18 protein-coding genes and 1 pseudogene are annotated in these 22,735 nt (G+C 59.1%); 9 read left to right on the top strand and 10 right to left on the bottom strand.

What is annotated here, in order from left to right; all coding sequences use genetic code 11:
* Nucleotides 1-188 precede the first annotated feature (188 nt).
* Nucleotides 189-1,405, top strand: a pseudogene (gene mhpT / locus AB4O40_RS00895) (3-(3-hydroxy-phenyl)propionate transporter MhpT).
* 95 nt (nt 1,406-1,500) lie between these two features.
* On the opposite strand, the gene arsN2 reads toward mhpT, so the two are convergent.
* A complete protein-coding gene (arsN2, locus tag AB4O40_RS00890) occupies nt 1,501-1,950 on the bottom strand; it encodes an arsenic resistance N-acetyltransferase ArsN2 (protein WP_460056643.1) in 450 nt (149 codons plus the stop codon).
* A 144-nt stretch (nt 1,951-2,094) separates the two neighbouring features.
* Between arsN2 and AB4O40_RS00885 the strand changes: the two genes are divergently transcribed.
* Nucleotides 2,095-2,415: an isochorismate lyase gene (locus tag AB4O40_RS00885; protein WP_223542103.1), complete on the top strand. Its 321-nt coding sequence runs from the start codon at nt 2,095-2,097 to the stop codon at nt 2,413-2,415.
* Nucleotides 2,416-2,553: 138 nt separating this feature from the next.
* Here the strand turns inward: AB4O40_RS00885 and AB4O40_RS00880 are convergent, their stop codons facing one another.
* Nucleotides 2,554-3,342 (bottom strand): ABC transporter substrate-binding protein, encoded by a 789-nt coding sequence (locus AB4O40_RS00880; RefSeq protein WP_056722910.1) that lies wholly within the window; start codon nt 3,340-3,342, stop codon nt 2,554-2,556.
* Nucleotides 3,343-3,401: 59 nt separating this feature from the next.
* A complete protein-coding gene (locus AB4O40_RS00875) occupies nt 3,402-4,571 on the bottom strand; it encodes a M20 aminoacylase family protein (RefSeq protein WP_409079329.1) in 1,170 nt (389 codons plus the stop codon).
* Nucleotides 4,572-4,703: 132 nt separating this feature from the next.
* Here AB4O40_RS00875 and AB4O40_RS00870 point away from each other — a divergent pair, with 132 nt between their 5' ends.
* The 6 genes from AB4O40_RS00870 (at nt 4,704) to pcaG (ending at nt 10,339) form a co-directional block, all read left to right on the top strand.
* Nucleotides 4,704-5,657, top strand: coding sequence for a LysR substrate-binding domain-containing protein (locus AB4O40_RS00870; RefSeq protein ID WP_056722914.1), 954 nt, complete (start codon nt 4,704-4,706; stop codon nt 5,655-5,657).
* 303 nt (nt 5,658-5,960) lie between these two features.
* Nucleotides 5,961-6,755, top strand: a complete 795-nt coding sequence (locus AB4O40_RS00865) for a PaaX family transcriptional regulator C-terminal domain-containing protein (RefSeq protein WP_409079328.1) — start codon at nt 5,961-5,963, stop codon at nt 6,753-6,755.
* A 33-nt stretch (nt 6,756-6,788) separates the two neighbouring features.
* Complete coding sequence (locus AB4O40_RS00860) at nt 6,789-7,790, top strand: fatty acid desaturase family protein (RefSeq protein ID WP_223542100.1); 1,002 nt, start codon at nt 6,789-6,791, stop codon at nt 7,788-7,790.
* A 164-nt stretch (nt 7,791-7,954) separates the two neighbouring features.
* Nucleotides 7,955-8,878: a pca operon transcription factor PcaQ gene (gene pcaQ, locus AB4O40_RS00855; protein WP_460056648.1), complete on the top strand. Its 924-nt coding sequence runs from the start codon at nt 7,955-7,957 to the stop codon at nt 8,876-8,878.
* A 126-nt stretch (nt 8,879-9,004) separates the two neighbouring features.
* Nucleotides 9,005-9,724 carry a protocatechuate 3,4-dioxygenase subunit beta gene (gene pcaH / locus AB4O40_RS00850; RefSeq protein ID WP_223542098.1) on the top strand — a complete coding sequence of 240 codons (720 nt, stop codon included), beginning with the start codon at nt 9,005-9,007 and terminating at the stop codon, nt 9,722-9,724.
* Nucleotides 9,725-9,736: 12 nt separating this feature from the next.
* On the top strand, nt 9,737-10,339 hold the full coding sequence (gene pcaG, locus AB4O40_RS00845) for a protocatechuate 3,4-dioxygenase subunit alpha (RefSeq protein WP_223542097.1): 603 nt from the start codon (nt 9,737-9,739) through the stop codon (nt 10,337-10,339).
* Between the two features lie 278 nt (nt 10,340-10,617).
* Here pcaG and AB4O40_RS00840 read toward each other — a convergent pair whose 3' ends face one another.
* The 7 genes from AB4O40_RS00840 to mhpA form a co-directional block, all read right to left on the bottom strand.
* Nucleotides 10,618-11,937 carry an outer membrane protein transport protein gene (locus AB4O40_RS00840; RefSeq protein WP_223542096.1) on the bottom strand — a complete coding sequence of 440 codons (1,320 nt, stop codon included), beginning with the start codon at nt 11,935-11,937 and terminating at the stop codon, nt 10,618-10,620.
* A 162-nt stretch (nt 11,938-12,099) separates the two neighbouring features.
* A complete protein-coding gene (locus AB4O40_RS00835; protein ID WP_460160125.1) occupies nt 12,100-14,001 on the bottom strand; it encodes an acyl-CoA synthetase in 1,902 nt (633 codons plus the stop codon).
* A complete protein-coding gene (locus AB4O40_RS00830; RefSeq protein WP_223542094.1) occupies nt 14,001-14,957 on the bottom strand; it encodes a fumarylacetoacetate hydrolase family protein in 957 nt (318 codons plus the stop codon). Before AB4O40_RS00830 ends, AB4O40_RS00835 begins: the two co-directional genes overlap by 1 nt.
* Before the next feature lie 172 nt (nt 14,958-15,129).
* On the bottom strand, nt 15,130-16,221 hold the full coding sequence (locus AB4O40_RS00825) for a VOC family protein (RefSeq protein ID WP_223542093.1): 1,092 nt from the start codon (nt 16,219-16,221) through the stop codon (nt 15,130-15,132).
* 84 nt (nt 16,222-16,305) lie between these two features.
* The gene (locus tag AB4O40_RS00820) at nt 16,306-16,920 is read right to left on the bottom strand and encodes a TetR/AcrR family transcriptional regulator (protein ID WP_223542092.1); all 615 of its coding nucleotides are present in this window, start codon (nt 16,918-16,920) and stop codon (nt 16,306-16,308) included.
* A 270-nt stretch (nt 16,921-17,190) separates the two neighbouring features.
* The gene (locus AB4O40_RS00815) at nt 17,191-17,835 is read right to left on the bottom strand and encodes a TetR/AcrR family transcriptional regulator (RefSeq protein WP_223542091.1); all 645 of its coding nucleotides are present in this window, start codon (nt 17,833-17,835) and stop codon (nt 17,191-17,193) included.
* 2 nt (nt 17,836-17,837) lie between these two features.
* Entirely contained in the window at nt 17,838-19,496 is a 1,659-nt protein-coding gene (mhpA, locus tag AB4O40_RS00810; RefSeq protein WP_414913065.1) for a bifunctional 3-(3-hydroxy-phenyl)propionate/3-hydroxycinnamic acid hydroxylase MhpA, read from the bottom strand.
* Nucleotides 19,497-19,774: 278 nt separating this feature from the next.
* On the opposite strand from mhpA, the gene AB4O40_RS00805 reads away from it, so the two are divergent.
* Entirely contained in the window at nt 19,775-22,672 is a 2,898-nt protein-coding gene (locus AB4O40_RS00805) for an ATP-binding protein (protein WP_460056659.1), read from the top strand.
* Nucleotides 22,673-22,735: the final 63 nt, after the last annotated feature.

Genomic DNA, 22,735 nt, shown 5'->3' with positions numbered 1-22,735 from the left:
TTCACATAACCATCTGAATGCATTCTTAATAGACTGTTTTTAAACACTTTATTTGTGTTTTTTACAATTTTCAGGACGGTGTTCTTTTTTTAGTTATCTTTGTTATCTTAATCACCAGCGGTCAGCGACGGCACCCCAAACACATGGCGGGCTCGACTGCATAACAAAAACAACAATGAGGTTCACCCATGGACAGTCCATCGCGTCGCTCGACGCTGACAATCGCTTTGTGCTTTATCGTTGCGCTGATCGAGGGGTTCGATCTGCAGGCTGCCGGCACCGCTGCCGCGGGATTGCGCCAGAGCTTTGCCCTGGACCCGAAGATGATGGGCTGGGTGTTCAGCGCCGGGATCATCGGCCTGCTGCCGGGTGCGTTTTTTGGCGGCTGGGTGGCCGATCGTATCGGCCGCAAGAAAATCCTCGTCGGCGCCGTGCTGCTGTTTGGTGTCTTCTCGCTCTGCACCGCCTATGTCGAGAACTACTCCAGCCTGCTGCTGGTGCGCTTCATGACCGGCCTGGGCCTGGGTGCCGCCCTGCCCAACCTGATTGCCTTGTGTGCCGAGGCCGTGAGCGAGCGCCATCGCGGTACCGCCATCAGCGTCATGTACTGCGGCGTGCCCTTGGGCGGCGCGCTGGCGGCCGTGGTGGCGATGTTTTCCAGTGAGCACTGGCAAACCACCTTCATCATCGGCGGTCTGACGCCCTTGCTCGTAGTGCCGCTGATGGCCCTGCTGCTGCCCGAATCCACCGCGTTCCGCCAGCAACACATCACGACCAGCAGCTCACGCTCGTCTACCGCTCAGGCGCTGTTCGGCGAAGGACGCGCACGCTGCACGCTGGCCTTGTGGTTGAGCTACTTCTTCACCCTGACCGTGATGTACATGCTGCTCAACTGGCTGCCTTCACTGTTGCTGGAACAGGGCTTCACCAAGCCCCAGGCAGGCATGGTGCAGATGCTGTTCAACATCGGCGGCGCCATTGGTTCGCTGCTCGGCGGGGTGATGCTGGACCGCTGCAACGGCCTGAAAGTGGTCCTGTTCGTGTACGCCGGGGTGTTGGCGGCGCTGGCCGGGGTCGGCCTGTCGGTGGGTATCGTGCCAATGGCCATCGCCGGGTTTGCCGTCGGGTTGTTCGTCATGGCCGCACAGCTGGTGCTGTATGCATTGGCGCCCCCTTCCTACCCGACATCGGTGCGCGCCACCGGAGTCGGCGCGGCCGTGGCCATCGGCCGGCTCGGCTCGGTGGCAGGCCCCCGGCCGCCGGCCAGATCCTCGCCGCCGGTGCCGGCACCACGGGCGTGCTGCTGGCAACGTCACCGGGGCTGGTGATCGCCGCGCTGTCGATCCTGACCGTGATCGCCCGCAACGGAGCGACCACCGAGTCTCAACCGCAAGCGGCAAACTGAGCTCCGTAACCTGGGTCGCAGAAATGAAAATGCCCGGCAATTGGCCGGGCATTTTTTTGACTACCGAATCAGCCTCAATCGATGCGCATCAATGACTAATCAGTACAAGGGAGACGGTTAAGCATCTTGCGCAGATAGCTCGCCGATGCGGGGCACAAATGCTTGAATTGAACGGTCTGGGTGATCACCTCAGGTGCCTCGTCCCTGCCAAGCAGTTCGTACCCATTGGCAGCGAAAAAACCAGCAGCGCCCTGGGTCAGCAGGTGCAACCGGATTACACCTTGAGAGAGCGCCAAGCGTTCCAGTTCAGACAACACCGCTTTACCCAGCCCCTCCCCACGATGCGTCTCACAAACGACTATCGAGCGCAGCAACAGATCGGAACCCGCACCTTCGAGCCCTCCATAAGCCACCCATTGCCCATCCACTTCAAACCGGTAAAACTGTCGATCCGGTTCGCTGACATCACTGAAGGGCAGCCCTGCCTGGCTTAATGATTTGCGCAGATGGTCCATTTCATTCAGCGCTACTTTTCTTGTCTCCATGGTCCACCCTTGTTTGGCTCGCTGACATCCAATGCTAGCAGGCTCAATGAAGTGGCCAGGCAGCTCAATAGCCGCCCTCACGAAAGACCGCGCGCCGTTACTTCTTCCGAACCCACGAACATCTCAGCAAACGGAGTCACCTACATGGACGTTATCAATCAGTTGCAGCCCGAAGAGTGTGCAGGCATGGAGGATATCCGACGCGAAATCGATGCCCTTGACCAGGTTGTCATCAAGTTGTTGGGCAAGCGCTTTCACTACGTACTGGCTGCCTCGAAGTACAAGACCTCAGTGACTTCGGTGCGTGCTCCGGAGCGTTTCAAGGCCATGTTGGCGACACGACGCGAGTGGGCCGAGGCTGAGGGCCTGAGCCCTGATGCAATCGAGAAGATGTACAGTGACCTGGTGAACCACTTCATTGCAGAAGAAATGAAACACTGGGCGGCTCATCAATCCGACACCTGACTCTAAAGTCCGGGCTGTTCGCCATGGGTCGGTCGCGAGCCCGGCGACGGCAGAATTGAAGGGGGCAATAGAGCGCTCGAACGAGCGCCCTGTTCAAACTAACGACGACGCGCTACCTGGCGCCGTTATCGGGCACCGTTACCGGGCGCCGTAGACGTCAAAGTCGAAGTACTTGTTGTTGATCCGCGCGTAAGTACCGTTGGCGAGAATGGTTGCCAGGGCTTTGTTCAAGTCTTCGCGCAACGCGACATCCTCCTTGCGCAGACCAAGGCCATCACCGACGCCGAAGAAGCCCGGGGCATCCAGAGTGGCACCGGCAAATTCATAGTCCTTACCCGCCGCTGTCTTCAAGAAACCGTAACTGGCTTGAATGGCACCCTGCAACGAGGCATCAAGTCGCCCCACGACCAGGTCGGCGTATACCTGATCCTGATTTTGATAGGAAAGAACGTCCACGCCTTTGGCACCCCAAACCGCTTTGGCGTAGTGCTCCTGGGTCGAACCCTGCTCCACACCAATGCGCTTGCCCTTGAGCGATTCGAGGGTCGGCTGTAATCCCGATCCACGTTTGGCCACTAACCGTGCCGGAGCATTGGAGACCTTGTCGGTAAACGCAATCTGCTCCAGGCGTTTGGGTGTGATGGTCATCGACGACGCCACCGCATCGAACTTGCGCGCCAGCAGTCCCGGGATCATCCCGTCCCAACTGCTTTCCACCCAGACGCATCGGGCTTTCAGTTCGGCGCACAACGCCTCGGCGATGTCGACCCCAAAGCCGGTCAGCGTGCCATCCTGGTTCTTGTATTCCAGCGGTGGATACGTCGGGTCCACCCCCAATTTCAACACTTTGCCAGACCAGTCGGCCGCCCCCGCCAGGCTCGAGGCCGTCAGGAACACCAGGGAAACGGCTGCAATCATCTTGTTCATTTTTATTCCTCTTCAGGCCGCAGATTTTTTACCGGCACAACGGGCGAAAATGCGCTGTCTCAACACAGAAAACGTTCGACCAACTTGACCCAATAGCTGGCGCCCACCGGCAGGCAGTCGTCATTAAAGTCGTAGCCGGGGTTGTGCAGCAGGCACCCGCCCTCTCCCTCGCCATTGCCGATCACCAGATAGCTGCCGGGGCATTTTTCCAGGACAAAAGCAAAGTCCTCGCTGGCCGTGAACGGTCGCAAGTCATCGATCAGGTGTTCCTCTCCCAGCCAGTCGCGGGCGACTTCATGGGCAAATGCTGTCTGTTCGGGATCGTTGATCAACACCGGATGGCAATGCTGGTAATCGATGTCGACCCGGGCGCCAAAACTCTCGGCCTGGCCCTTGACCAATTCAGTGATTCTGACCTCCAGCAAGTGGCGAATCCCGGGGGTCAGAGCGCGTACGCTCAGGCTCAGGTCGGCGCTGGACGGGATGACATTCGAGGCGCTCCCGGCATGCAGGGAGCCCACCGTGATAATCGCCATCTCCTGCGGGTTGACGTTGCGCGAGACGATACTTTGCAGGGCCATCACGATCGAGGCAGCGACCACCACCGGGTCGACGGCTTTGTGCGGCACCGCGCCATGGCCACCGTTGCCGATGATTTTGATGTTCACCGTGTCGGCGGACGCCATGAATGGTCCGCTGTAAAAACCCAAATGCCCGACGGGATAACCCGGCACGTTATGCATGGCGAAGATCGCGTCGCACGGAAACCGTTCGAGCAGCCCGTCCTCCAGCATTTTCCTGGCACCGCCCAGCCCTTCTTCCGCCGGTTGGAAAATCAGGTGCACGGTGCCTTTGAACGCCCGTGTCCGGGCCAGATACTGACCGGCTGCCAGCAGGACTGCTGTATGACCGTCGTGACCGCAGGCATGCATGACACCGTCGAGCCGGCTGGCATAGGGCAAACCGGTGGTTTCCTGTATCGGCAACGCATCCATGTCAGCGCGCAAGCCAATGGACCGACCCTCGCCATTTTCCAGGGTGGCAACGACCCCGGTCTTGCCCACCCCGGTGCTGACCTCAAAGCCCCACTGAGTCAAACACGTTGCAACCAGTTCACTGGTGGCGAATTCTTCAAAACCCAGTTCAGGGTGCGCGTGAATGCTCTGGCGTATCGCGATCATTTCATCTTGCATCGCGGCAATACCAGGCAGGACCAGGCCGGCATCCATGGGTGTTCTCCTTCGACAGGGGCTGTGCAGCAGCGAATGCGCTGTTGGGGTCGATCTTAGGGAACGGACGCTGGGCTGGGGAGGCGCAGTTTGGTTATGATGACAACCATGAGTTGTCACCAGGGTGAGCAGATGAAACTGCATCAATTACAGGCGCTGATTGCCAGCGCCGAAACCGGCAGTATCCGCGCGGCCGCTCGTTCGCTGCAGATTTCCCAGGCCGCTGTGACCAAAGCGTTGCGCGAATTGGAAACCAGCCAGCAGCTACCGCTGTTTACCCGAACCGCCAGCGGTCTGAACTTCACCGAATACGGCAAAGTGCTGCTGACTCACGCCCGGCTGGTGATCAAGCAACTGGAGCACGCACAGACCGAGCTTGATCACATGCGTGGCAAGGCTCAAGGCCGGCTCTGCGTCGGGATCACCCCATGGGTCGCCCTGACCTTCCTGCCCGAAGTCGTGTCGGTGTTTCGCGAACGTATGCCACAAATCAAGCTGGAACTGTTCGAAAGCCTGATGGCCGTTGCCCAACCGCTGCTGCGCGACGGCAGCATGGACTTCGCGATTGGCCAACTCCATCCCACACAATCGAGTCAGGAATTCGCCTGCGAAACCTTGCTCGATTACCAGACCTCGGTGTTGGTCCGCGAAGGTCACGCCCGACAGCATGCGCGATCGATCCACGAGTTACTGGAAGAAAACTGGACCCTGAACTACGCGCCGGACGGGCACGATGGGCTGATGCAGGAACTGTTCTGGAAACACGGCGCGCAAATTGATGAGAATCGAATCGTGCGTGCTCATTCACTGGCCATTTTGCAGATGATGGTCGAGCGGGCCGACATGTGCACCTGGGGGCCGTCCATCGTAAGCACAGCCCCGCCATTTCTGGGGCGTGTGGTATCACTGGGGCTGACTGAGCAGTTCGAGCCCCGACAGCTGAGCATCGTGACTCGCCGCAATGGCGCACTGAGCAATCCGGCGGTCTGCTTCACCGAATGCCTGTTACAGGTCATTCGGCGCCATGCGCGCTCGGCCAAAAAGGAAGACCGCGCGCTGTTTGAAACCTTACGGCTGCGGCTGTGAGGTGACCCGACAGTTTTATGTCTGATACGTCAGGACGTCTTTGGGCCGAATCTGGCCGCAGGTACCGGCGACAAGCGTTCTCTTCTGACTGATTCCTGCACGTGGCGACAGGCGGCTCTCGGCCAAATGCGGACCTTGCGGATGGTTGCCAGAGGACGACTTTCGCTTCTACCGCTCGCTACTTCAGCACCATCACGACAGGCAGCGCGCCAAATTACCCAGAAAAGGCATTTTTGTCATATTGATTAATATTAATGCCCATGCCGAAAATATGACAATTGCTGTAATAAATTTTGGGGGCTTATGAAACCGTGCGCAAAAAACCTGGTGCTCGATCTGCTTGTTGCAAAAAGTGGCGCCCCCTTGCATGTAAGGGAGGCCATCACCGCCTGTAACCTATTTGGAATCAGTGCAAATAATGTCCGGGTTACCTTGGCGAGGCTGACGACCGAAGCGCTGCTTGAAGGCGCCGGCCGCGGCAGTTATCAGCTGGGATCCCGGGCCATCGAGCTTTCAACGCAGTTGTTTGAGTGGCGCAATCTGGATCAACAGCTTCGTCCCTGGTCTGGCGGCTATCTGATGGTCGCTTGCAATGCTCTGGGGCGCAGTGACCGCAGGGTATTGCGCCAGCGTGAACGCGCGCTGCACATGCTCGGCTTCGCCGAGCTGGAAAAAGATCTCTACGTACGTCCAAACAATCTCGAACCCGGCGTCGAAATTTTGCAGCGGCGACTGATAGAGCTCGGAATGGAGCCTGCCGCACTGGTCTTTCAGGCCATGGGTTTTGATGATGAACAAACCCGTCGCATCCAAGGCCTGTGGGATGGGATGGCGCTGAATGACAGCTATCGTCGCCACTGCGAAACATTAAATAACTGGTCATCACACGCCAAACAACTGGGTCTGGATCAAGCCGCTCGCGAGTCTTTCCACCTTGGTCGCGAAGCGATTCGCCAGGTGGTGTTCGACCCTTTGCTGCCACCCCCCTTGGTCGATGTTGCACTGCGTGACGAGTTCTTTGCCTGCGTCAGGCATTTCGTCGATCGCGGCCACCGGATTTGGCGTGCCTTTCTACAACAAGCCCCAACGCTCAACTAACCCATCAACGGCCCCCTGCCAGCGAGGATAGATATGCGCAACAAAACCAAAATCAGCGACATTCTCAGCCGCGACGAAATCAAATCCTTCAGCGAGCGTTCGGATGTGTGGGGCACCTGGGCAGTGGCGTCTACCTGGGCCGTAGTCGCCATAACCTTTGCGAGCCTGGCGTGGGCACGCACCGTCCTGCCTTGGTGGGGCCTGGTCCTTGCCCTGATTATTGGCATGGTCATCATTGCCGGGCGTCAGTTGTGCTTCGGCATTTTGCAGCATGACGCCGCCCACGGAACATTGTTCAAGACCAAGTGGTGCAACGATGTGCTGGTGGACTGGCTGTGCGCGCGACCGGTCTGGAATGAACTGCACAAGTATCGTCCATACCACCTGACCCACCACGCCAAGACCTCCACGGCAGAAGACCCCGATCTGTGCCTGGTGGCCGGGTTACCCACGACTCGATCATCAATATTGCGTAAATGCCTGCGCGATCTCTCGGGGGTCACCGGGTTGAAGTTCTTGCTGGGTCGTTTCCTGATGGATGCCGGCGTGCTGCAGTGGTCGTTGACCAGCGACATCCGTCGTTTGCCCCAACAGGAGCGGCGCTGGTGGGACTATCCACTTTGTTTCCTGAAAAACGCCAGCGGCATGCTGATCACCAATGGCTTGCTGCTAGCCGTGCTCTGGGGTTGTGGCAATGCCTGGTTGTATGGCGTTTGGGTGCTGGCCTACATCACCCCATTCCCACTGTTCATTCGCATCCGTTCAATGGCAGAGCATGCCTGTCTGGAGCCGGGCCCGGATGTACTGCGCAACACGCGCAGCACCCACGCCGGCTGGATCGCGCGGGCATGCGTAGCGCCAATCCGGGTCAACTATCATATCGAGCATCATTTGATGGCATCCGTGCCGTACTTCCGGCTACCGCAACTGCACGCGTTGCTACGTCAACGCGGCATTGTGCCCGAGCCCCCTTCTTATCTGGAGGTACTCAGGCTGGTGAGTTCTCGGAGCAAGAGTGAAAGGTGGGTAAATTAAATTCAGGATCAGATTGTCTGAACAGTTACCAAGCGGTTTGAGGTAACCGTCTGCTTTGGGTGATCCCGGGCTGCGAACTGCCGAATGCCGACCGATGACCTACGTTTTTCCGGTATCGGCCATCAGGAATAATGAATGCCATACCACGAAGGCGGAGCAGCAGATTGAACATCGACACCCGAATCAAATTCCGTCATCTGGTGTGTTTTCTCGAGGTGGCGCGCCAGGGCAGCCTGGCACGTGCCTGCGACAAGTTGGCCATCAGCCAGCCGGCGCTTTCAAAGACGCTCAAGGAACTGGAATCCCTGCTGGATGCCAGGCTGTTCGAGCGCAGCAAAAAGGGCTCGACGCTGACCGAGGCCGGGGTGGCCTTTTTGCGTTATGCGGGGCCGAGCGTGCAATCGCTGCGTGAAGGGGTCAACAGTTTGCGCTCCGGCGTGCATGAGCCGATTGCCATACGCCTGGGCGTGCTCTCCACCGTCGAAAGCCTGTTGGTGCCTGAGGTTGTCTGCCGTTTACATGACCGGCATCCCGCCCTGGCGGTCAGTGTCGTGACCGGGCCGAGCGCCTACCTGCTGTCCCAACTGCGTGTCGGCGAACTGGACCTGGTGGTCGGCAGGATGACCGATAGCCCATCGATTCACGGGTTGACGTTCGAGCACCTTTACAGCGAATCCATGACCCTGGTGGTACGTAAAGACCATCCAGTGGTGAGTGATCCACCGGGGCATAACAACCTTGAAGACTATCCGGTGGTACTACCGCTGGCCGGGACGACGATCCGCAAATTCGCCGACAGCCTGTTTGTGCAGCACGGGATCACCCCCTCGCGCCAACGCCTGGAAACCCTGTCGATTGCCCTGAGCCGGCGCTACGTCCAATGCAGCCAGGCCATCTGGGTCGCACCTTTTGACGCGGTCAGGCAGGACTTGAAGCTAGGTGAGCTGGTGGAGTTGGGTATGCGTGAAGCCGGTGGTTCCGTGGGGCTCTGCACAAATCCTGTGTTGCCGGTGACACCCGCGGCCCAGTGGTGCGTGGAGGCACTGCGCGAGGTCGGACAAGAATATTGCGAAGGGAAATATCCATAACCATTTGGACATGCAACAAGTCGGTTTTTTCAATTTTGGGTTGGGCCGCACAAGAGGAGACTGGGCTGCAAGTCGCTGCCATCGCAGTGCTTGCCTCTGACCAACCATAACAATAGGAAAAACGACATGTCTGATGCGCATGAAAGCCGCTTCGCCATTCGTGACCGTAATTGGCATCCCAAAGCCCTGACACCTGACTACAAGACTTCGATCCTGCGCTCCCCCCGCCAGGCACTGGTGAGCATTCCCCAGTCTGTCTCGGAAACCAGCGGCCCGGATTTTTCCCATCTGAAGATGGGCCGGCACGATAACGACCTGCTGCTGAATTTCAATCACGGTGGCCTGCCCGTCGGTGAACGCATCATCGTCGCGGGCCGGGTTTGCGATCAGTACGGCAAGCCGATTCCCCACACCTTGGTGGAGATGTGGCAGGCCAATGCCGGTGGTCGTTACCGCCACAAAAAAGACAGCTACCTGGCGCCTCTCGATCCGAATTTCGGTGGCGTCGGCCGTGCCTTGACCGACCGCGATGGCAACTACAGCTTCCGTACGGTCAAACCCGGCCCCTACCCATGGCGCAACGGCCCCAACGACTGGCGGCCCGCCCATATCCATGTCTCCATCAGTGGCCCGTCCATTGCCACGCGCCTGATTACCCAGCTGTATTTCGAAGGCGATCCGTTGATTCCCATGTGCCCGATCGTCAAGTCGATCGCCAATCCGGACGCGGTACAGAGCCTGATCGCCAGGCTCGACATGAGCATGGCCAATCCCATGGATTGCCTGGCGTATCGCTTTGATATCGTCCTGCGCGGCCAGCGCAAGACCCACTTCGAAAACTGCTGAGGAGGCCTGCACATGCCCGTTCAACTTCTGCCTGAAACCCCATCGCAAACAGCCGGCCCCTATGTCCATATCGGACTGGCGCTGGAAGCGGCCGGCAACCCGCCGCGGGAACAGGAAATCTGGAATGTGATGGCAAAACCTGGCGCGCCCGGTGAGCACATTCTATTGCTGGGTCACGTTTATGACGGTAACGGCCACTTGGTTCGTGACGCGTTCCTGGAGCTCTGGCAGGCCAATCACGAAGGCCACTACGACAGCGCTTTCGATCTGGAAAAACCTTTCAACGGCTTTGGCCGTACCGCCACTACCGATGCCGGCGAATGGACGATCGAAACCGTCAAGCCTGGCCCGGTGAACAATGCCTCGGGGGTGCCCATGGCAGCGCATGTCAATGTGTCGCTGTTCGCCCGAGGCATCAACATTCACCTGCAGACGCGGCTGTATTTCGACGACGAATCCGAGGCGAATGCCGTGGACCCCGTCTTGAATCTGATCGAACAGCCACATCGGCGTGAATCCCTGATTGCCAGGCGCTGCACGGTTGACGGGAAGCTGGCCTATCGCTTCGACATTCACCTTCAAGGCGAAGCGGAAACGGTGTTCTTCGACTTCTGACGATGTCAGCCTCCCCCTGCGGGGAGTGAGTTTTATAGTTCCGCAGAAGAAACCAGCGGACGCTCCCCACATTGACGAGGCTCACGCGGTAAAACCATAACTGTTGAGAGTTCATAGCTAATCTGCGGCGGTGTGAGTAGCCCCTGATTTCGAAAACACATCTGACTGACTACTCAGCCGATTCTTACCTTCATCACCCTCAACTGCGGGTCGATTGCGGCCCGTCTGGACTGACCTCAATGGGGTGCCTGTGGCTGTTGGCGCTGATTGAGAGTTGATCAGTACCGATAGGTTGCCTGCACTGAAACGCCATTCGCACTATTGTCGTACCTGGCACTGTATTCAGGCTGAAGACCGGAGTTGTTCGACTGCTTTACCGAAACCTTGGAATCCCAGAGATAACCATAAGCAAAGTCTATCGTCAGATCGGAACTCGGCGAATAAGCACCGCCCAAGGTCACGGCCTGGCGATTCCCAACCGGGACACGTACGCTGCGATCGGCATTCCTGATGGGCGACGGATCATAGGCGTAGCCTGCGCGCAGTAGCCATTGTTGGTTCAATTGCCAGGAGGCGCCAACTGCGGTGGCCCAAGTGTCGCGCCAGTTCATTTCTTCGGTCACACGTCCCAGGCCAGCTGCCTGACCCAGGGGGGAAAGACCGCTGTTGATTGCCTCGACCTTCTGGATCCGGCTCCAACGTTTCCAGGTGGTCCCCAGGTATCCCGTCCAGCGACTATTGAAATGATGGGTGATGGACGTGTCCACTGATTCGGGCATAGTAATGTCTATCTTGTTGTCATAATTTCCGTCCAGCGGGATAACGCTCGGGGAGCCGGAAACCTCAGTATGCCCTTCGAGCTCATAGTCCACCTTCGAGTGGTAGTTAATCCCCCAACGGGTAGCCTCGGTAAAGTCAACCAGGATGCCGACGTTGTAGCCAAGTGCCGTGTCATCGCCTTTGATGGTAACCAGTGTGTCCTCGCCGTTGTTCAGGGCGCCGGTGGCCAGGTAATTCTGAAGCTTTGCATTGAAACGGTTTATGGTCGGCCCGCCACCAATGGACACGTAATCATTGATCCGATAGGCAATGGTGGGCTGCAGGGTTATTTCCTTTGTCGTGCTATAGGAACCATGGTAGCGGCCCTGGAAAGAGCCCTCGTAATCATTGATCAGGCCACTCGGTGCATAGAAGCCCAGCCCCATCGAAAAACGATCGTCAAGCGGCGTCGACATATAGGCGAAGGGCACGCCCCCCAAAGGTACCGAGTCTCCTTTATTCGTTCCTGAGGCACTGCTCTGTGCATCACTAATGTCGTCGCTCACCGAGACGACCGCGGCTCCGCCGGAAATCTCACTACGCTTCAACTTGGTCAAGCCCGCTGGATTTCCAAAGATGGTGCTGGCGTCCAACGCGGAAGATGACCGTCCCGCATAAGCAGTTCCCGCACTGCTTGCGCTTTGTTCGTTTAGAGCAATGCCATTGGCACCTGCAATAGAAGAGGCGCTGAGTAGTACCATGGCACTGGTGAACTTAATCCAGACAGCACACTTTCGCTGAGCAGAGAGACACGGGATCACACGGCTATTCAAGTTCATTTTCCACCTCTTGTTTATTGTTTTTGTTGATTGCACGCAGGCAAGGCTTCGCCTTCCTGTGCACTTTTCAGTGCCGGTTGGAGTTGATCGAAGTTGTGTTAAACGCCCTGGCCGAACAGCGCCAGGGCACGACTGCTGGACTTACGGATGTGAATCAGAAACTCAATCAAGCCACTCGACTTGAAAGCTATAGCGACCCAAGAGCGGAGCCAGGACTTCCTGGTCAGTTCCTGCCCTGACGCAGGCGACATGCCCACGGCGATTGTCCTGCACGACCTCGACAGCAATATCCAAAAGCCCCAGGCGCTCCACTTCCTCCTGGACTACTTTGGCAATTTCCCGCTGTTGCAAGGCGGGCTTGAATATCTTGCCCACGGCAGTCAGTGGCAACGCCTCGAGGATTTCAATGCGCTTGGGAACTGCAGCCCGCTCGCTGATGTTGAGTTGAGCGAACGACTCAAGTTCTCCGGCGTTGCAATGTTGCCCGGGGCGCAGTTGAACGTAGGCGACCGGCACCTCGCCCGAATAGGCGTCGGGGCTGCCGATCGCAGCGGCCAGGGCGACGGCGGGATGCGCCTGCAGCGCCTCCTCGATTTGCTTGGGATCAATATTGTGACCGCCGCGGATGATCAACTCTTTCTTGCGTCCGGTCAGCCAGAAGTAACCCTGCGCATCCTGACGACCCAGATCGCCCGTATTCAGCCAGCGTTGACCATCGATATCGATCCACAGGCCCTGGTTATGACGTTCCTCCAGATAGCCACTGAAGATGTTCGGTCCACTGATCGTGATGAGGCCGATCTCATCCACGTCAGCGTCGCGCAGGTAAGCTCCAGAGTCATCGAGCAGGACCGCGCGCATATTCTGGTAGGCGATCCGTATTCCGATGGAGCCGATGCGGCGCTCGCCATGGGGCGGATTGATCGAGGAGACGCAGGCGCCCTCGGTCAGACCGTAACCTTCAAGGATCTTTACCCCGGTCCGGCGCTCGAACTCCCGAAAAAGCTCAGCCGGCATGGGGGCGGCGCCACACATTGCATAGCGAAGGCTGGACAGGTCGCGGCCCTCACATTCATTTTGCAGAAGTGCGGCATAGACCGTTGGCACGCCGGAAAAAAAGTTGATACCGAAGTGCTCGACCATCTCCCAGAATCGCGGGATCACCCCCTCGCCACGATACCCATGAGGCGTCCCGAGAATCACATGGTCGCCTTGAGTCCAAGGCATCAGTCCCGTCACCAGTTGTCCATTGACATGAAACAGCGGCAGGCCACAAAAGATCACCTGGCCACCGCTGCGTGGCTGCATATGAGCTGCCATGGCCCATGCATTGAATACTTCCGAGCCATGGGTACGCGCGGCGATCTTGGGGAGCCCGGTGGTGCCGCCCGTGCAGATGTAGGAGGAGCACTCATCCTGGCGGATTTGCCGTCCACTCTTGAGGTGTGTGTGCGGCTGAGTATTCATCAGCGATTGCCAATCGTGGATCGCGATACCCTTGTGCAAGTCTCGCTCCTTCAGTGCCACGGCCTTTAGAGCCCCACGCACAGGTTCGGCGACATAGGGCTCCATGCTGACCCAAACGACAGACCTGACCGTAGGCAACTGATCCAGCTGCGAAGCCAGTTTGGGCCAAAGATCGCTGCCCGCCGTCGGCGCGAGCGTCACCACCACGGATGCCTTCGCGGCATTCAGCAAGCCGGCCATCTGCCCGGCCTCGAGCAGAGGATTGATCGCCATGACGATGCCCGCCGCCTCCCCGCCCCATATCGTGAAATGGGTTTCCGGAAGATTGGGCAAGACAAAGGCAAGCACCTCGCCCGGTTTTATGCCCAGGTCATCGAAGGCATTCGCTGCGCGGGTGATATCCCCGAAGAGCTGGGAGTAGTTCCACTTGTAGGTGCGCCTGAAATCCGCGGCATCGGCGAAGAAGCTGAGCGCCGGTGCCTGGGGGGAGCACCGGGCCGCCTGTCGCAGTGCTTCATAAGTACTGGAAGCCAGGCCACGTGCCGACAGCGGGACTTGTTCGAGGCTTTCAATGTCACTCAGGGTCTGCACAACCATCAGGCTTCCCCCACGACTCGGTTGCGTTGCACGCCGAGGTCGATCACGCCATCAGCACTGCGAATGCGCGCCTCGACTACGTCGCCGGGCTTGAGATATTGCGTCCGACCTTCCTGCGCCTTGAGGAAAAGCTTCCACTTGGTCGCTTCTGGCATCAGGGCCGCAATGCGCTGTTTGGCAGGCGACGGTACCGTCAGAGCGCAGCCGGCAGGCGTACCGGTGGCGATCAAGTCTCCAGCGGCGAAATCTTGCAGGGCGCAAAGTTCGGTAAGGGTTTCAGCGGGGCCATAAACCAGGTTGGCCGTGCTGTCGTTCTGTCGCACCTGGTCGTTGACGGTCAGGCGCAGTTGCAGCTCCTTCAGGTAATGAATGCTCGTGGCATCCAGTAGGCAGAGGTACGGGCCGACCGGACCGAAAGTGCGGAAGCTCTTGCCCTTGTAGAACTGCATCTGGGGAATCTGAATGTCACGAGCCGAGTAGTCATTGACGATGACGACGCCTGCAATGAACTCATGCAGATTGGCGTCGGTGACAGCAACAGCGCCGGTAATCGCGCGTTTCATCACCAGCCCCAATTCAATTTCGTAGTCGAGGAAGCGCACAGTGCGCGGCTTGATCAGGTCGCTGTCAGCCGCCACCAGGCAACTCGTCGCCTTGGTGAAGATCATGTTGAATTTCTTCGCATCCGGGTCCATGCCCGACTCGATCATGTGCTGACGGTAATTGGCGCCCTGGCAGACGAACTGCTGGTTACGGGTCACCGGCGACAGCAGTTTCACTTCGCCCTCGGCAAGCTCCGTACCTTTCAATTGAGCGAGGTCGTCGATACTGTTCTGGCGAATGAAATCACCGGTGGTTTCAAAAGCACCGGGAACCACCGTGATACGGCCCTGGCGTAGCACGCCCCAGTGGATACCGTTCTGAAATTCGAAGCGGACTACGTGTACAGCAGACATTGAAGGTACTCCTGGAGCGGCGTTTGTCCCGGGCTCGGCGGCACGAGAACTGAGGTTTTGTTCTGAGGGTGGGCTGGCGATGCTGTAGATCAACGAGCCGCCGGCGATCAAGGCGCCGGCCTTGAGCACGTCTCGCCGGCCATACCTTGTTGCATTGCCCGACATGGCGGCTTTACCCAAACATCCGCATGAGCGTTATCAACTTACGAATGGTTATGTCCGGGCTGCGTCGCAGGTTACGGATCAGCACACGCAATTTGGCCAAACTCATCTTGGGTTTTGTAAAACTCTTGGGCATGCGCTGCCCCCACTGCGCCATTGCCTCGGGACTCACCGGATGTATGCCTGTAGGCTGCCTGGCCGTAAAAATATCCCCGTCGCAGTAATGCTCGTGCTTATCACCCCAAGGGTCTTGCCAGTAATCGAAGATCTGACTGCCCAGGATGTGCCGACCGATTCCCCATGAATGCTCCCACCCCCGCTCTCGCAGGACGCGCTGCCCCATGCCCACCGCGTCGGCATCGACGACCTCATAGGCGCTATGGCTATAGGTCGCCATGAACCCTTGCGCGATCGCGAGCGTATGGTGATCCGCTGGCGTTTCACCAAGATCAAGGCGCATGAAGGCGACGATGGGGGCGCCATCGGGAAGTACTTGAACATCGCTGGGAATAAACCCGAAATGCTGCGTATACCAGGCACAGGTCGCCTGGTAGTCAGCCACTTCGATCACGATGTGGCCAAGCCTGAGCACTTCAGGGGGGGCAATCGGCGGACGCTGCGTGGCGTTGATCCGCGGTTGCTCGTGCGCCAGATTCCAGGCAAGCGGTGCCCGGTGTGCCAGCGTTTTACCTGCTGTCTGGTCGCAAACAGCTTCCACAATGAACCCGGAAGGATCGGTCAGTCTGACGTAATACCCACCACCTGGATGTTCCGATTTCTCGACCAACGACGCGCCTGGGATTCGCGCCAGTTTTTCCAGGTCCTTGAGCGACTGGACTGCCAGTCCGAAGCCGACAAAACGTGCCTGTTCTGCACGATGGACACGGTAACAGTATGCAGTGGGGTCGGTGGCGCGCAGGTAAAGCGTATCGGCGTCCTGCTGACTGACCGTCAGGCCGAAGTCCGTCAGGAAACGCGCCGCCTCGTTCAAGTCCGGCCGTTGAAAGATCAGGTGAGTCAGATCCCGGGCCTTCACCGTCGGTTGCGGATGCCGGGCAGGTTGTAGTGTCGCTAACCGGGGCATTTCATTTTTGTGGGTCATTGTTCTTGTTTTCCGGGTTTTTAGAGCAAAGCCGTCCCCGCACCCCTGAAAATCAGGGGTGTCTGGTTGGGTCAGTTAACTAACTCAGTCGAGGGAAGGAAGTGCTGGCAACTCTGTGGTCGCCAGCGCACGAGCCTCCTCTGGTGATACACCCAATGCCCGCAGCACCAGCTCGGCCGTGTCAGAGCCCGATTCGCGCCACGTTCTGTGCCCTTCCAGTACCAGGAAAATCGAGCCGAGGACGCTGCTCGATATCAGCGTCAGTACAGAGAGCAATTGCGCCTTCTCAAACGTGTACCGCCCACTGGACAGTCCGCTCAGAAGATCCGTCGTCGCTTGGCTGCTGAACATTTCGCGCAACGAAGAATTGCTCATGGCGAATTTGTGGATGAACGCCCCCCACTGGGAGTCCTCGTGAGCCCGACGAATAAACAATCGAATGCCATTGGCAAGACGCTGAGCCGGATCGGTGAGGGAATTGAAGCTCTTGTTGACGCGCTCATGCATCTCCTTCGCGAGATGACTGGCGACCGCCTCGAACAGGCTTTCCATGTTGTCGATGTTGCTATAGACCGTTCCGCGCGCCACTCCGGCCTCTTGGGCGAGGTCGAGAATGTTCACTTGTGAGGTGCCTCTTTCAGCGAACAGGCGAAAGGCAGCTTGATGAATACGGCGCTGTGTTGGATTCAGGGATTCCACGGTTCTCTCTCCAGGATTACCTCATGGAGCAATTGAACACCTGTGTTCAGTATGAGTCAACCCTGTTTTTCTGAACCAGCTCCGATCACTACCATGCGAAGCGTTTTATCCCTCGTATTAACCTGGTTTATGAGGGGTTCGGTAAGGTCTATGGAGGGGATTCGGATTTCTCCACACTGAAATTATTGAACGAGCGCGTTCAATATAATTCTCAGCAAGGCCGTCAAACCGGCCCCATGTAAACCTTGGCGGGCCGAGATGACATCGGTACTAGGGTAGCGGTTTGCTGGCGATTCTCTTGGCCCTGGCAGGTGTTACACCCAGAGCCAGGAGAATCATCTCGGCGACCCGCTGGTCGTGCTCCGCCACTGCACGTCCTTCGACAACCGAGCGCATGGCTCCGGTTGTGCACGATACGACCATGTCCAGGGCAATGCCTTCGTTCTCGTAGGCGAAAATGCCCTCGCGCAGACCTTCACGCAGGTCGCCCAGCACATGGTCAGCCAAACGCGAGCGCATCGCCTGATCGAAATTGATGATGCGCAGCAGTGCGTTGGCCCATTCGTAGTCTTCGGCGGCCCGGCATACGAACATGCGCACACCTATCGAAAGCCGCCGTGCACCGCAGTGCACGTCCGAACTCAGGGCGGAAATGGCATCGGAGAACTCACTCGCCATGGCGATGCCAACCGCCTCGAGTACTTCGTCGCGCGTTCGAAAATAGTTGTAGATGGTGCCGTTGGATACCGCGGCTTCCGAGGCGACATCAAGCAGTGCAATCTCCCCCACCTCCTTGCGTGCGACAAGACGCAATGCCGCATCCACCAGGCCGCGACGGGTGCGTTCACGCTTCTTGTGGCCCCGAGTGAGAGGCTCTTGCTCAGTTACTTCTGAAGGAAAAGTGGGGGAAGGCATCTTCAGGCTCTTAATCGAGGGGGCTCGTTTATGGTAATGGAAGCGCTATCGGCTGTGGCGTCGGCGCTAGCCAACAGGCCCATACAATCTCGAACGAGACTGCCCGCCTCTACGCCTGGGGCGTGGTGCATGATGATACGGTCGGGGCGAACCGCAACCAGCGTGCCTTTGGCAGCCAGTGGCAGGATGTCATGGTTCAGGTCTTCGATGAAGTCGCAACCGCCGCCGGAGCGCTGGCCGCAGGGTCCGATCTGCAAGAAGTGACCGCCCATTTTGTCCCAGGCAACGACCTCGGCAGCGGTCAGCAGTGACAACGGGTCAACACCGAACCCAACCAGGGTCAGGTTGGCTCCAAGAGCATCGTCGCTCAGTTGGATCTGCTGTTGCATGTTGCGAACCCAGGCTTGGGGAAACAGACTGCCACGAACCAGCTTGTCGCCACGACGATGCTGAACGAACAGCCCCTGTTTGAAAATGTTCTTTGGCTTTATGTCCAACTGCTCGAAGTACTTTCTGGTAGCGGGAGTCAACGCCAGCGTGCGCATCAGGCCGTGAATGAAGAAAGCTGCGACCTTGTTTCTCGGCATCACCATGCGGCCCATGAGTTTCGCCAGGTTGATCATCGCCTGGGCATGGGGGCGACGCTCCAGGTCATAGGTTTCGAGCACTGAAGGCGCGGCTTGGCCGCGAAGGACCCAGGCCAGTTTCCAGGCAAGATTGGCCGCATCGCGCAGTCCCGCTACGAGACCTTGCCCGACAAATGGGGGGGTGATGTGGGCTGCATCTCCCGCGAGAAAGATGCGTCCCTTGCTGAATCTGTTGCAGCAGCGCGCGTGGAACCGATACACCGCCTTTCGCTCGATTTCCAGCTCCTGCGGATTGATCCATGGCGCGATCAGTCGGGCTATGCTTTCGGGGCTTTCCAGCTCCTCCCGGGATTCGCCTGGTTGCAGCATGAACTCCCAACGCTCCCTTCCGCCGGGAGCGGGCATGTGCGGCGTTGGACGCCGTGGATCACAGATAAACTCAACGTGATCAATGGCTGACGTATGCCGGTTCCTGGCATCGACAATCAGCCAATCCTCACCATAGGTCTGCCCTTCGAATTCCTGGCCAATCAGTGACCTGACCCTGGAGCTTGCACCATCCACACCTACCAGGTATTGGGCGCGAACGGGAAACGCCTGGCCATCATCGCCCCGTACGGTGGCGACGACACAATCTGATTCCTCGACCAGGTTCTCGAGCTCGAACCCTCCCAGACTGGTCACTGTCTTCAGCCGGGAAACCTGGCTGCGCATCGCGTGTTCGAGGTCGGGTTGATAGAAAGTCACCAGTTTGGGATGGCCGTCGATGCACCCCGCAGTATTGGCCCGACCGAATTGCCCGAGGACCGGGGAGTGCATCCTCACTTCAGGGATAGCGATCTTCTCAAAAGCGTCTTCCGACAATCCGGCCAGTTGCAGGATGCGCAGCGCCTCGTTGTCCAGGGCAATGGCGCGGGGCATCAGCAGGACCTCATGGGTCTTGTCCACTACCAGTGTCTTTACCCCATAGCGGCCGAGCAGCGCCGCGATTGTCGCCCCTACCGGACCGTTACCGACGACCAGCACATCGACAGCGGTGGGAGGCAGTTCGGTACCTTTATTGTTGTTGTTCATCTCGAGCCCTTGTTGTGATTGAAGTCGTGAGACATGGAGATCTCATCGTCAGGCAAGGGTGAAGGTAAGTAATATTGAGATATTTTTCAATATTGATATTTTTGTCATTTATTTTCCGGGATCATTACCGCACCACGATGAGGCAATGCGGGGCTGTGCCGAGGGCCAGTTTCCGACCGGTGAGGCTTGGCTTCTGAGTCGATCAGCGTTGTTATTGGAGTGACCACGTGCCATGCCTCACGAGGGCACACCCATGTTTTAGTCTTCAGGAATCCAACGTGGCGCGTCCGCAGTCCCATCCGAATCCAGTCCAGCTCTGCTTCGTCGAGTTCAAGCTCGACGAGGCCAACGCGTGCTTGTTACGTAACGGAGAAGCCGTGGCGTTGGCGCCAACGCCCTTCACCCTGCTGTGCGCACTTGCACGCCAACCTGGATCGCTGGTGACCAAGGATGCCTTGCTTGATGCCGTGTGGGGGCATCGGTTCGTCAGCGATTCAGTACTGAAGACGGCCATCAGCGATCTGCGTAAGGTGCTGGGCGACGACCCCGGGCAGCCCCGCTTCATTGAGACTGTGTCGCGACGCGGCTATCGCTTCATCGCCGCGCCCTCCCCTGCGCCTTCGATGCCGTCGGCACCCGCTACGGTGCCAGCGGCCGAAGCGTATCCATTACCGACATTCATTGGTCGCACCGACAAGCTTTCAAGACTGCAGCGGGCATGGGAACGGGCTTACGGCGGGCAACGTGCAGTGCTCTGGCTTGCCGGAGAACCGGGGATTGGCAAGACCACGTTAATCGAGCATTTCCTCGCCAGCCTTGGCGGCATTGCCTGCGCACGCGGCCATTGCGTGGAGCACTACGGCACCGGCGAGCCGTACCTGCCGGTGTTGGAGGCGTTGGCCGATCTGTGCCGCAGCGACCCTGCCCTGCCGACGCTGATGCGCGCCGTGGCGCCGACCTGGTTGCTGCAACTGCCGTGGCTGAGCACCGCGCAAGAGCGAGACGCGTTGCGGCGCGAGCTTGCCGGCATCGGTCCGGATCGCATGTTGCGGGAAATGGGTGAACTGCTGGACCGTTACACCGAGCAGCGGCCGCTGTTGCTGATAACCGAAGACCTGCACTGGAGCGATCGGGCGACGGTCCAGCTCATCGACTATGTGGCGCGGCGACGTGGCCGCACTCGGCTTATGTGGCTGGCGAGCTTCCGCGTCGCCGAGGTGGTGGCGCTCGATCATCCGCTCAACTCGTTGCGCCACGAACTGCGCCTGCAACGTCTGTGCGAGGAAGTGGTGCTCGATCCATTCTCGGAAACCGAGGTCGCTGACTATGTCGCGCTGCGTTCGGCCTCTCTGGCCCGCGATGAAGCCTTCGTGCGTGCCCTGCACGAGCGCACCGACGGTGTGCCGCTGTTCGTGTCGTCAGTCATCAGCGAAGTGATGGACACCACGGACGACGACGCCACCATCGAGGCCCGGCTGGCGGGGATGGCGGTTCCCGAGAACCTCGCGGCCATCATTGATCACTACATCACCAGGCTCGGGCCGGAGCAGCTTGCGCTGCTCTCGGCGGCAGCGGTATGCGGAGTCGAATTCCGGGTTGAGACGGTTTCGCTGGCCCTCGAACGCGACCTCGCTTCTGTGGCCCACACCTGCGAGGAACTGGTGCGCGAGCAGGTGTGGCTCACGCGGTCGCGGGCCGCCGAACCCGAGGAGACGGTGGAGCAACCCTACTCGTTTCGTCATGCCCTCTTCCGCCAGGTACTGTACGACCGCACGCCGCGCTCATTGCGCACCCACCTCCATCGCCAGGTTGGCACTGCCCTCGAACGCGAGCGCATGACCGGCGTGCCGGTTGCTGCCTCGGAGCTGGCGACGCACTTCGACCGGGCCCGGCAGCCGATGATCGCGCTGCGCTATTACGCCGAGGCCGCAGAAGCCGCGCTGCTGCACTTCAGCCCGGACTTGTGCATCGGCCTCACTGAACGCGCATTGGTCCTGCTGCGGCAGGCACCAGAAGGGATGGAGCGCGATGCGCTCGAAATTACCCTGGCCACACTGCGGGGGGTGTCGGCTTTCCACACGTTTGGTGTCGGCAGCGAAGCCAGGAACGCGTTCGAACGCGCCTACACGCTGTTAACGAATGTACCCGAGCATCCAATGCGCGGTCGCCTGCTGCACGGATTCGGCTATCTGCTCGGTCTGCGCGGCGACTATGCGTTGGCGCTGGAGGTGGCGGAACGCGCCGAAGCCCTCTCGAGCGAGGCGCACGATCCAGTGCTCATGCTGGTGGCGTGCATCGTGCAGGGCGAGGTGCACCATCTCCAGGGTCGCACGCAGACAACCCGCCGTTGGCTGGAGCGCGCCCTCGCGATCGCCGAGCCGCTGGACATCGGGACGAACGAGGTCTTTGCGGTCGATCCTCAGGTCATGCTGCACGGTATGCTGGCCATAGAACTCGTGCGTTCTGGCCTGATTGAGCAAGGCCGGGCCCATATGCAGCAAGCCTGGACCCGCGCGCAAGCGCTTCGCCAGCCTATGACGTGGCTGGTCGCTGCCTGGCAGGAGGTGCTGATCGAGGTGCGGCTGGGGAACCATCCGCGTGTGGCCGCGCTGGCTGACGACATGCAGAAGTTGGTCGATGAGTATTCGCTCGCACTGGGGCGAACGGCTTGCCGCTGGTGGCGCGGCTGGGCCGACGCGCGCAACGGTGCACCGCGCGACGGCTACCATCGCATCCGTGAGGCCTATGAAGAACACACCGGGCTTGGAATGCGCTCCGGTGCCAGCGAGGTGCTCGGCTACGCCGCCGAGGCACTGCTGCTCGCAGGTGATTGCACCGCAGCGCAAGTCGAGCTGCAGGAAGCATTTCGGGTGGGCGAGGAACTGGGCGAGCGCGTATACCTGCCACAGCTATTGCTGCTGGAGGCAGCGATCTCGCGAGCACAGGGTCAGCCCGACGCCGGCATCGTTGCGGTGCGGCGCGCGGTTGAAGAAGCTCGCGCACAGGAAGCACCGTGGCTGGAGATGCAAGCGCTGGTCGAACTGTGCGAGCACCCTGACGCTACGGCCGAGGACCAACAGGCATTGGCCACGCTGGTTGACCAGTCACCCGAAACTGACGCAACCGAGCTGGCGAAACGCGCACGCTCGCTGATTCACGCGGCCAAGCCGGCTTGAAGCAACGCGATTTCTCTGCGGTAAGGGTTACTGTCCCGACCGAAGTCTGACCTTTCGCTTACG

Source organism: Pseudomonas sp. S2_F07 (assembly GCF_054668325.1).
The sequence above is the reverse complement of the archived record's forward strand: the minus strand, read 5'-3'. Positions and strand labels throughout refer to the sequence as shown.

Bases quoted from the DNA above. Each gene is read 5' to 3' on its own strand.
- arsN2 (WP_460056643.1), bottom strand. From the start codon at position 1,950: ATGGAGACAAGAAAAGTAGCGCTGAATGAAATGGACCATCTGCGCAAA.
- AB4O40_RS00885 (WP_223542103.1), top strand. From the start codon at position 2,095: ATGGACGTTATCAATCAGTTGCAGCCCGAAGAGTGTGCAGGCATGGAG.
- AB4O40_RS00880 (WP_056722910.1), bottom strand. From the start codon at position 3,342: ATGAACAAGATGATTGCAGCCGTTTCCCTGGTGTTCCTGACGGCCTCG.
- AB4O40_RS00875 (WP_409079329.1), bottom strand. From the start codon at position 4,571: ATGGATGCCGGCCTGGTCCTGCCTGGTATTGCCGCGATGCAAGATGAA.
- AB4O40_RS00870 (WP_056722914.1), top strand. From the start codon at position 4,704: ATGAAACTGCATCAATTACAGGCGCTGATTGCCAGCGCCGAAACCGGC.
- AB4O40_RS00865 (WP_409079328.1), top strand. From the start codon at position 5,961: ATGAAACCGTGCGCAAAAAACCTGGTGCTCGATCTGCTTGTTGCAAAA.
- AB4O40_RS00860 (WP_223542100.1), top strand. From the start codon at position 6,789: ATGCGCAACAAAACCAAAATCAGCGACATTCTCAGCCGCGACGAAATC.
- pcaH (WP_223542098.1), top strand. From the start codon at position 9,005: ATGTCTGATGCGCATGAAAGCCGCTTCGCCATTCGTGACCGTAATTGG.
- pcaG (WP_223542097.1), top strand. From the start codon at position 9,737: ATGCCCGTTCAACTTCTGCCTGAAACCCCATCGCAAACAGCCGGCCCC.
- AB4O40_RS00840 (WP_223542096.1), bottom strand. From the start codon at position 11,937: ATGAACTTGAATAGCCGTGTGATCCCGTGTCTCTCTGCTCAGCGAAAG.
- AB4O40_RS00835 (WP_460160125.1), bottom strand. From the start codon at position 14,001: ATGGTTGTGCAGACCCTGAGTGACATTGAAAGCCTCGAACAAGTCCCG.
- AB4O40_RS00830 (WP_223542094.1), bottom strand. From the start codon at position 14,957: ATGTCTGCTGTACACGTAGTCCGCTTCGAATTTCAGAACGGTATCCAC.
- AB4O40_RS00825 (WP_223542093.1), bottom strand. From the start codon at position 16,221: ATGACCCACAAAAATGAAATGCCCCGGTTAGCGACACTACAACCTGCC.
- AB4O40_RS00815 (WP_223542091.1), bottom strand. From the start codon at position 17,835: ATGCCTTCCCCCACTTTTCCTTCAGAAGTAACTGAGCAAGAGCCTCTC.
- mhpA (WP_414913065.1), bottom strand. From the start codon at position 19,496: ATGAACAACAACAATAAAGGTACCGAACTGCCTCCCACCGCTGTCGAT.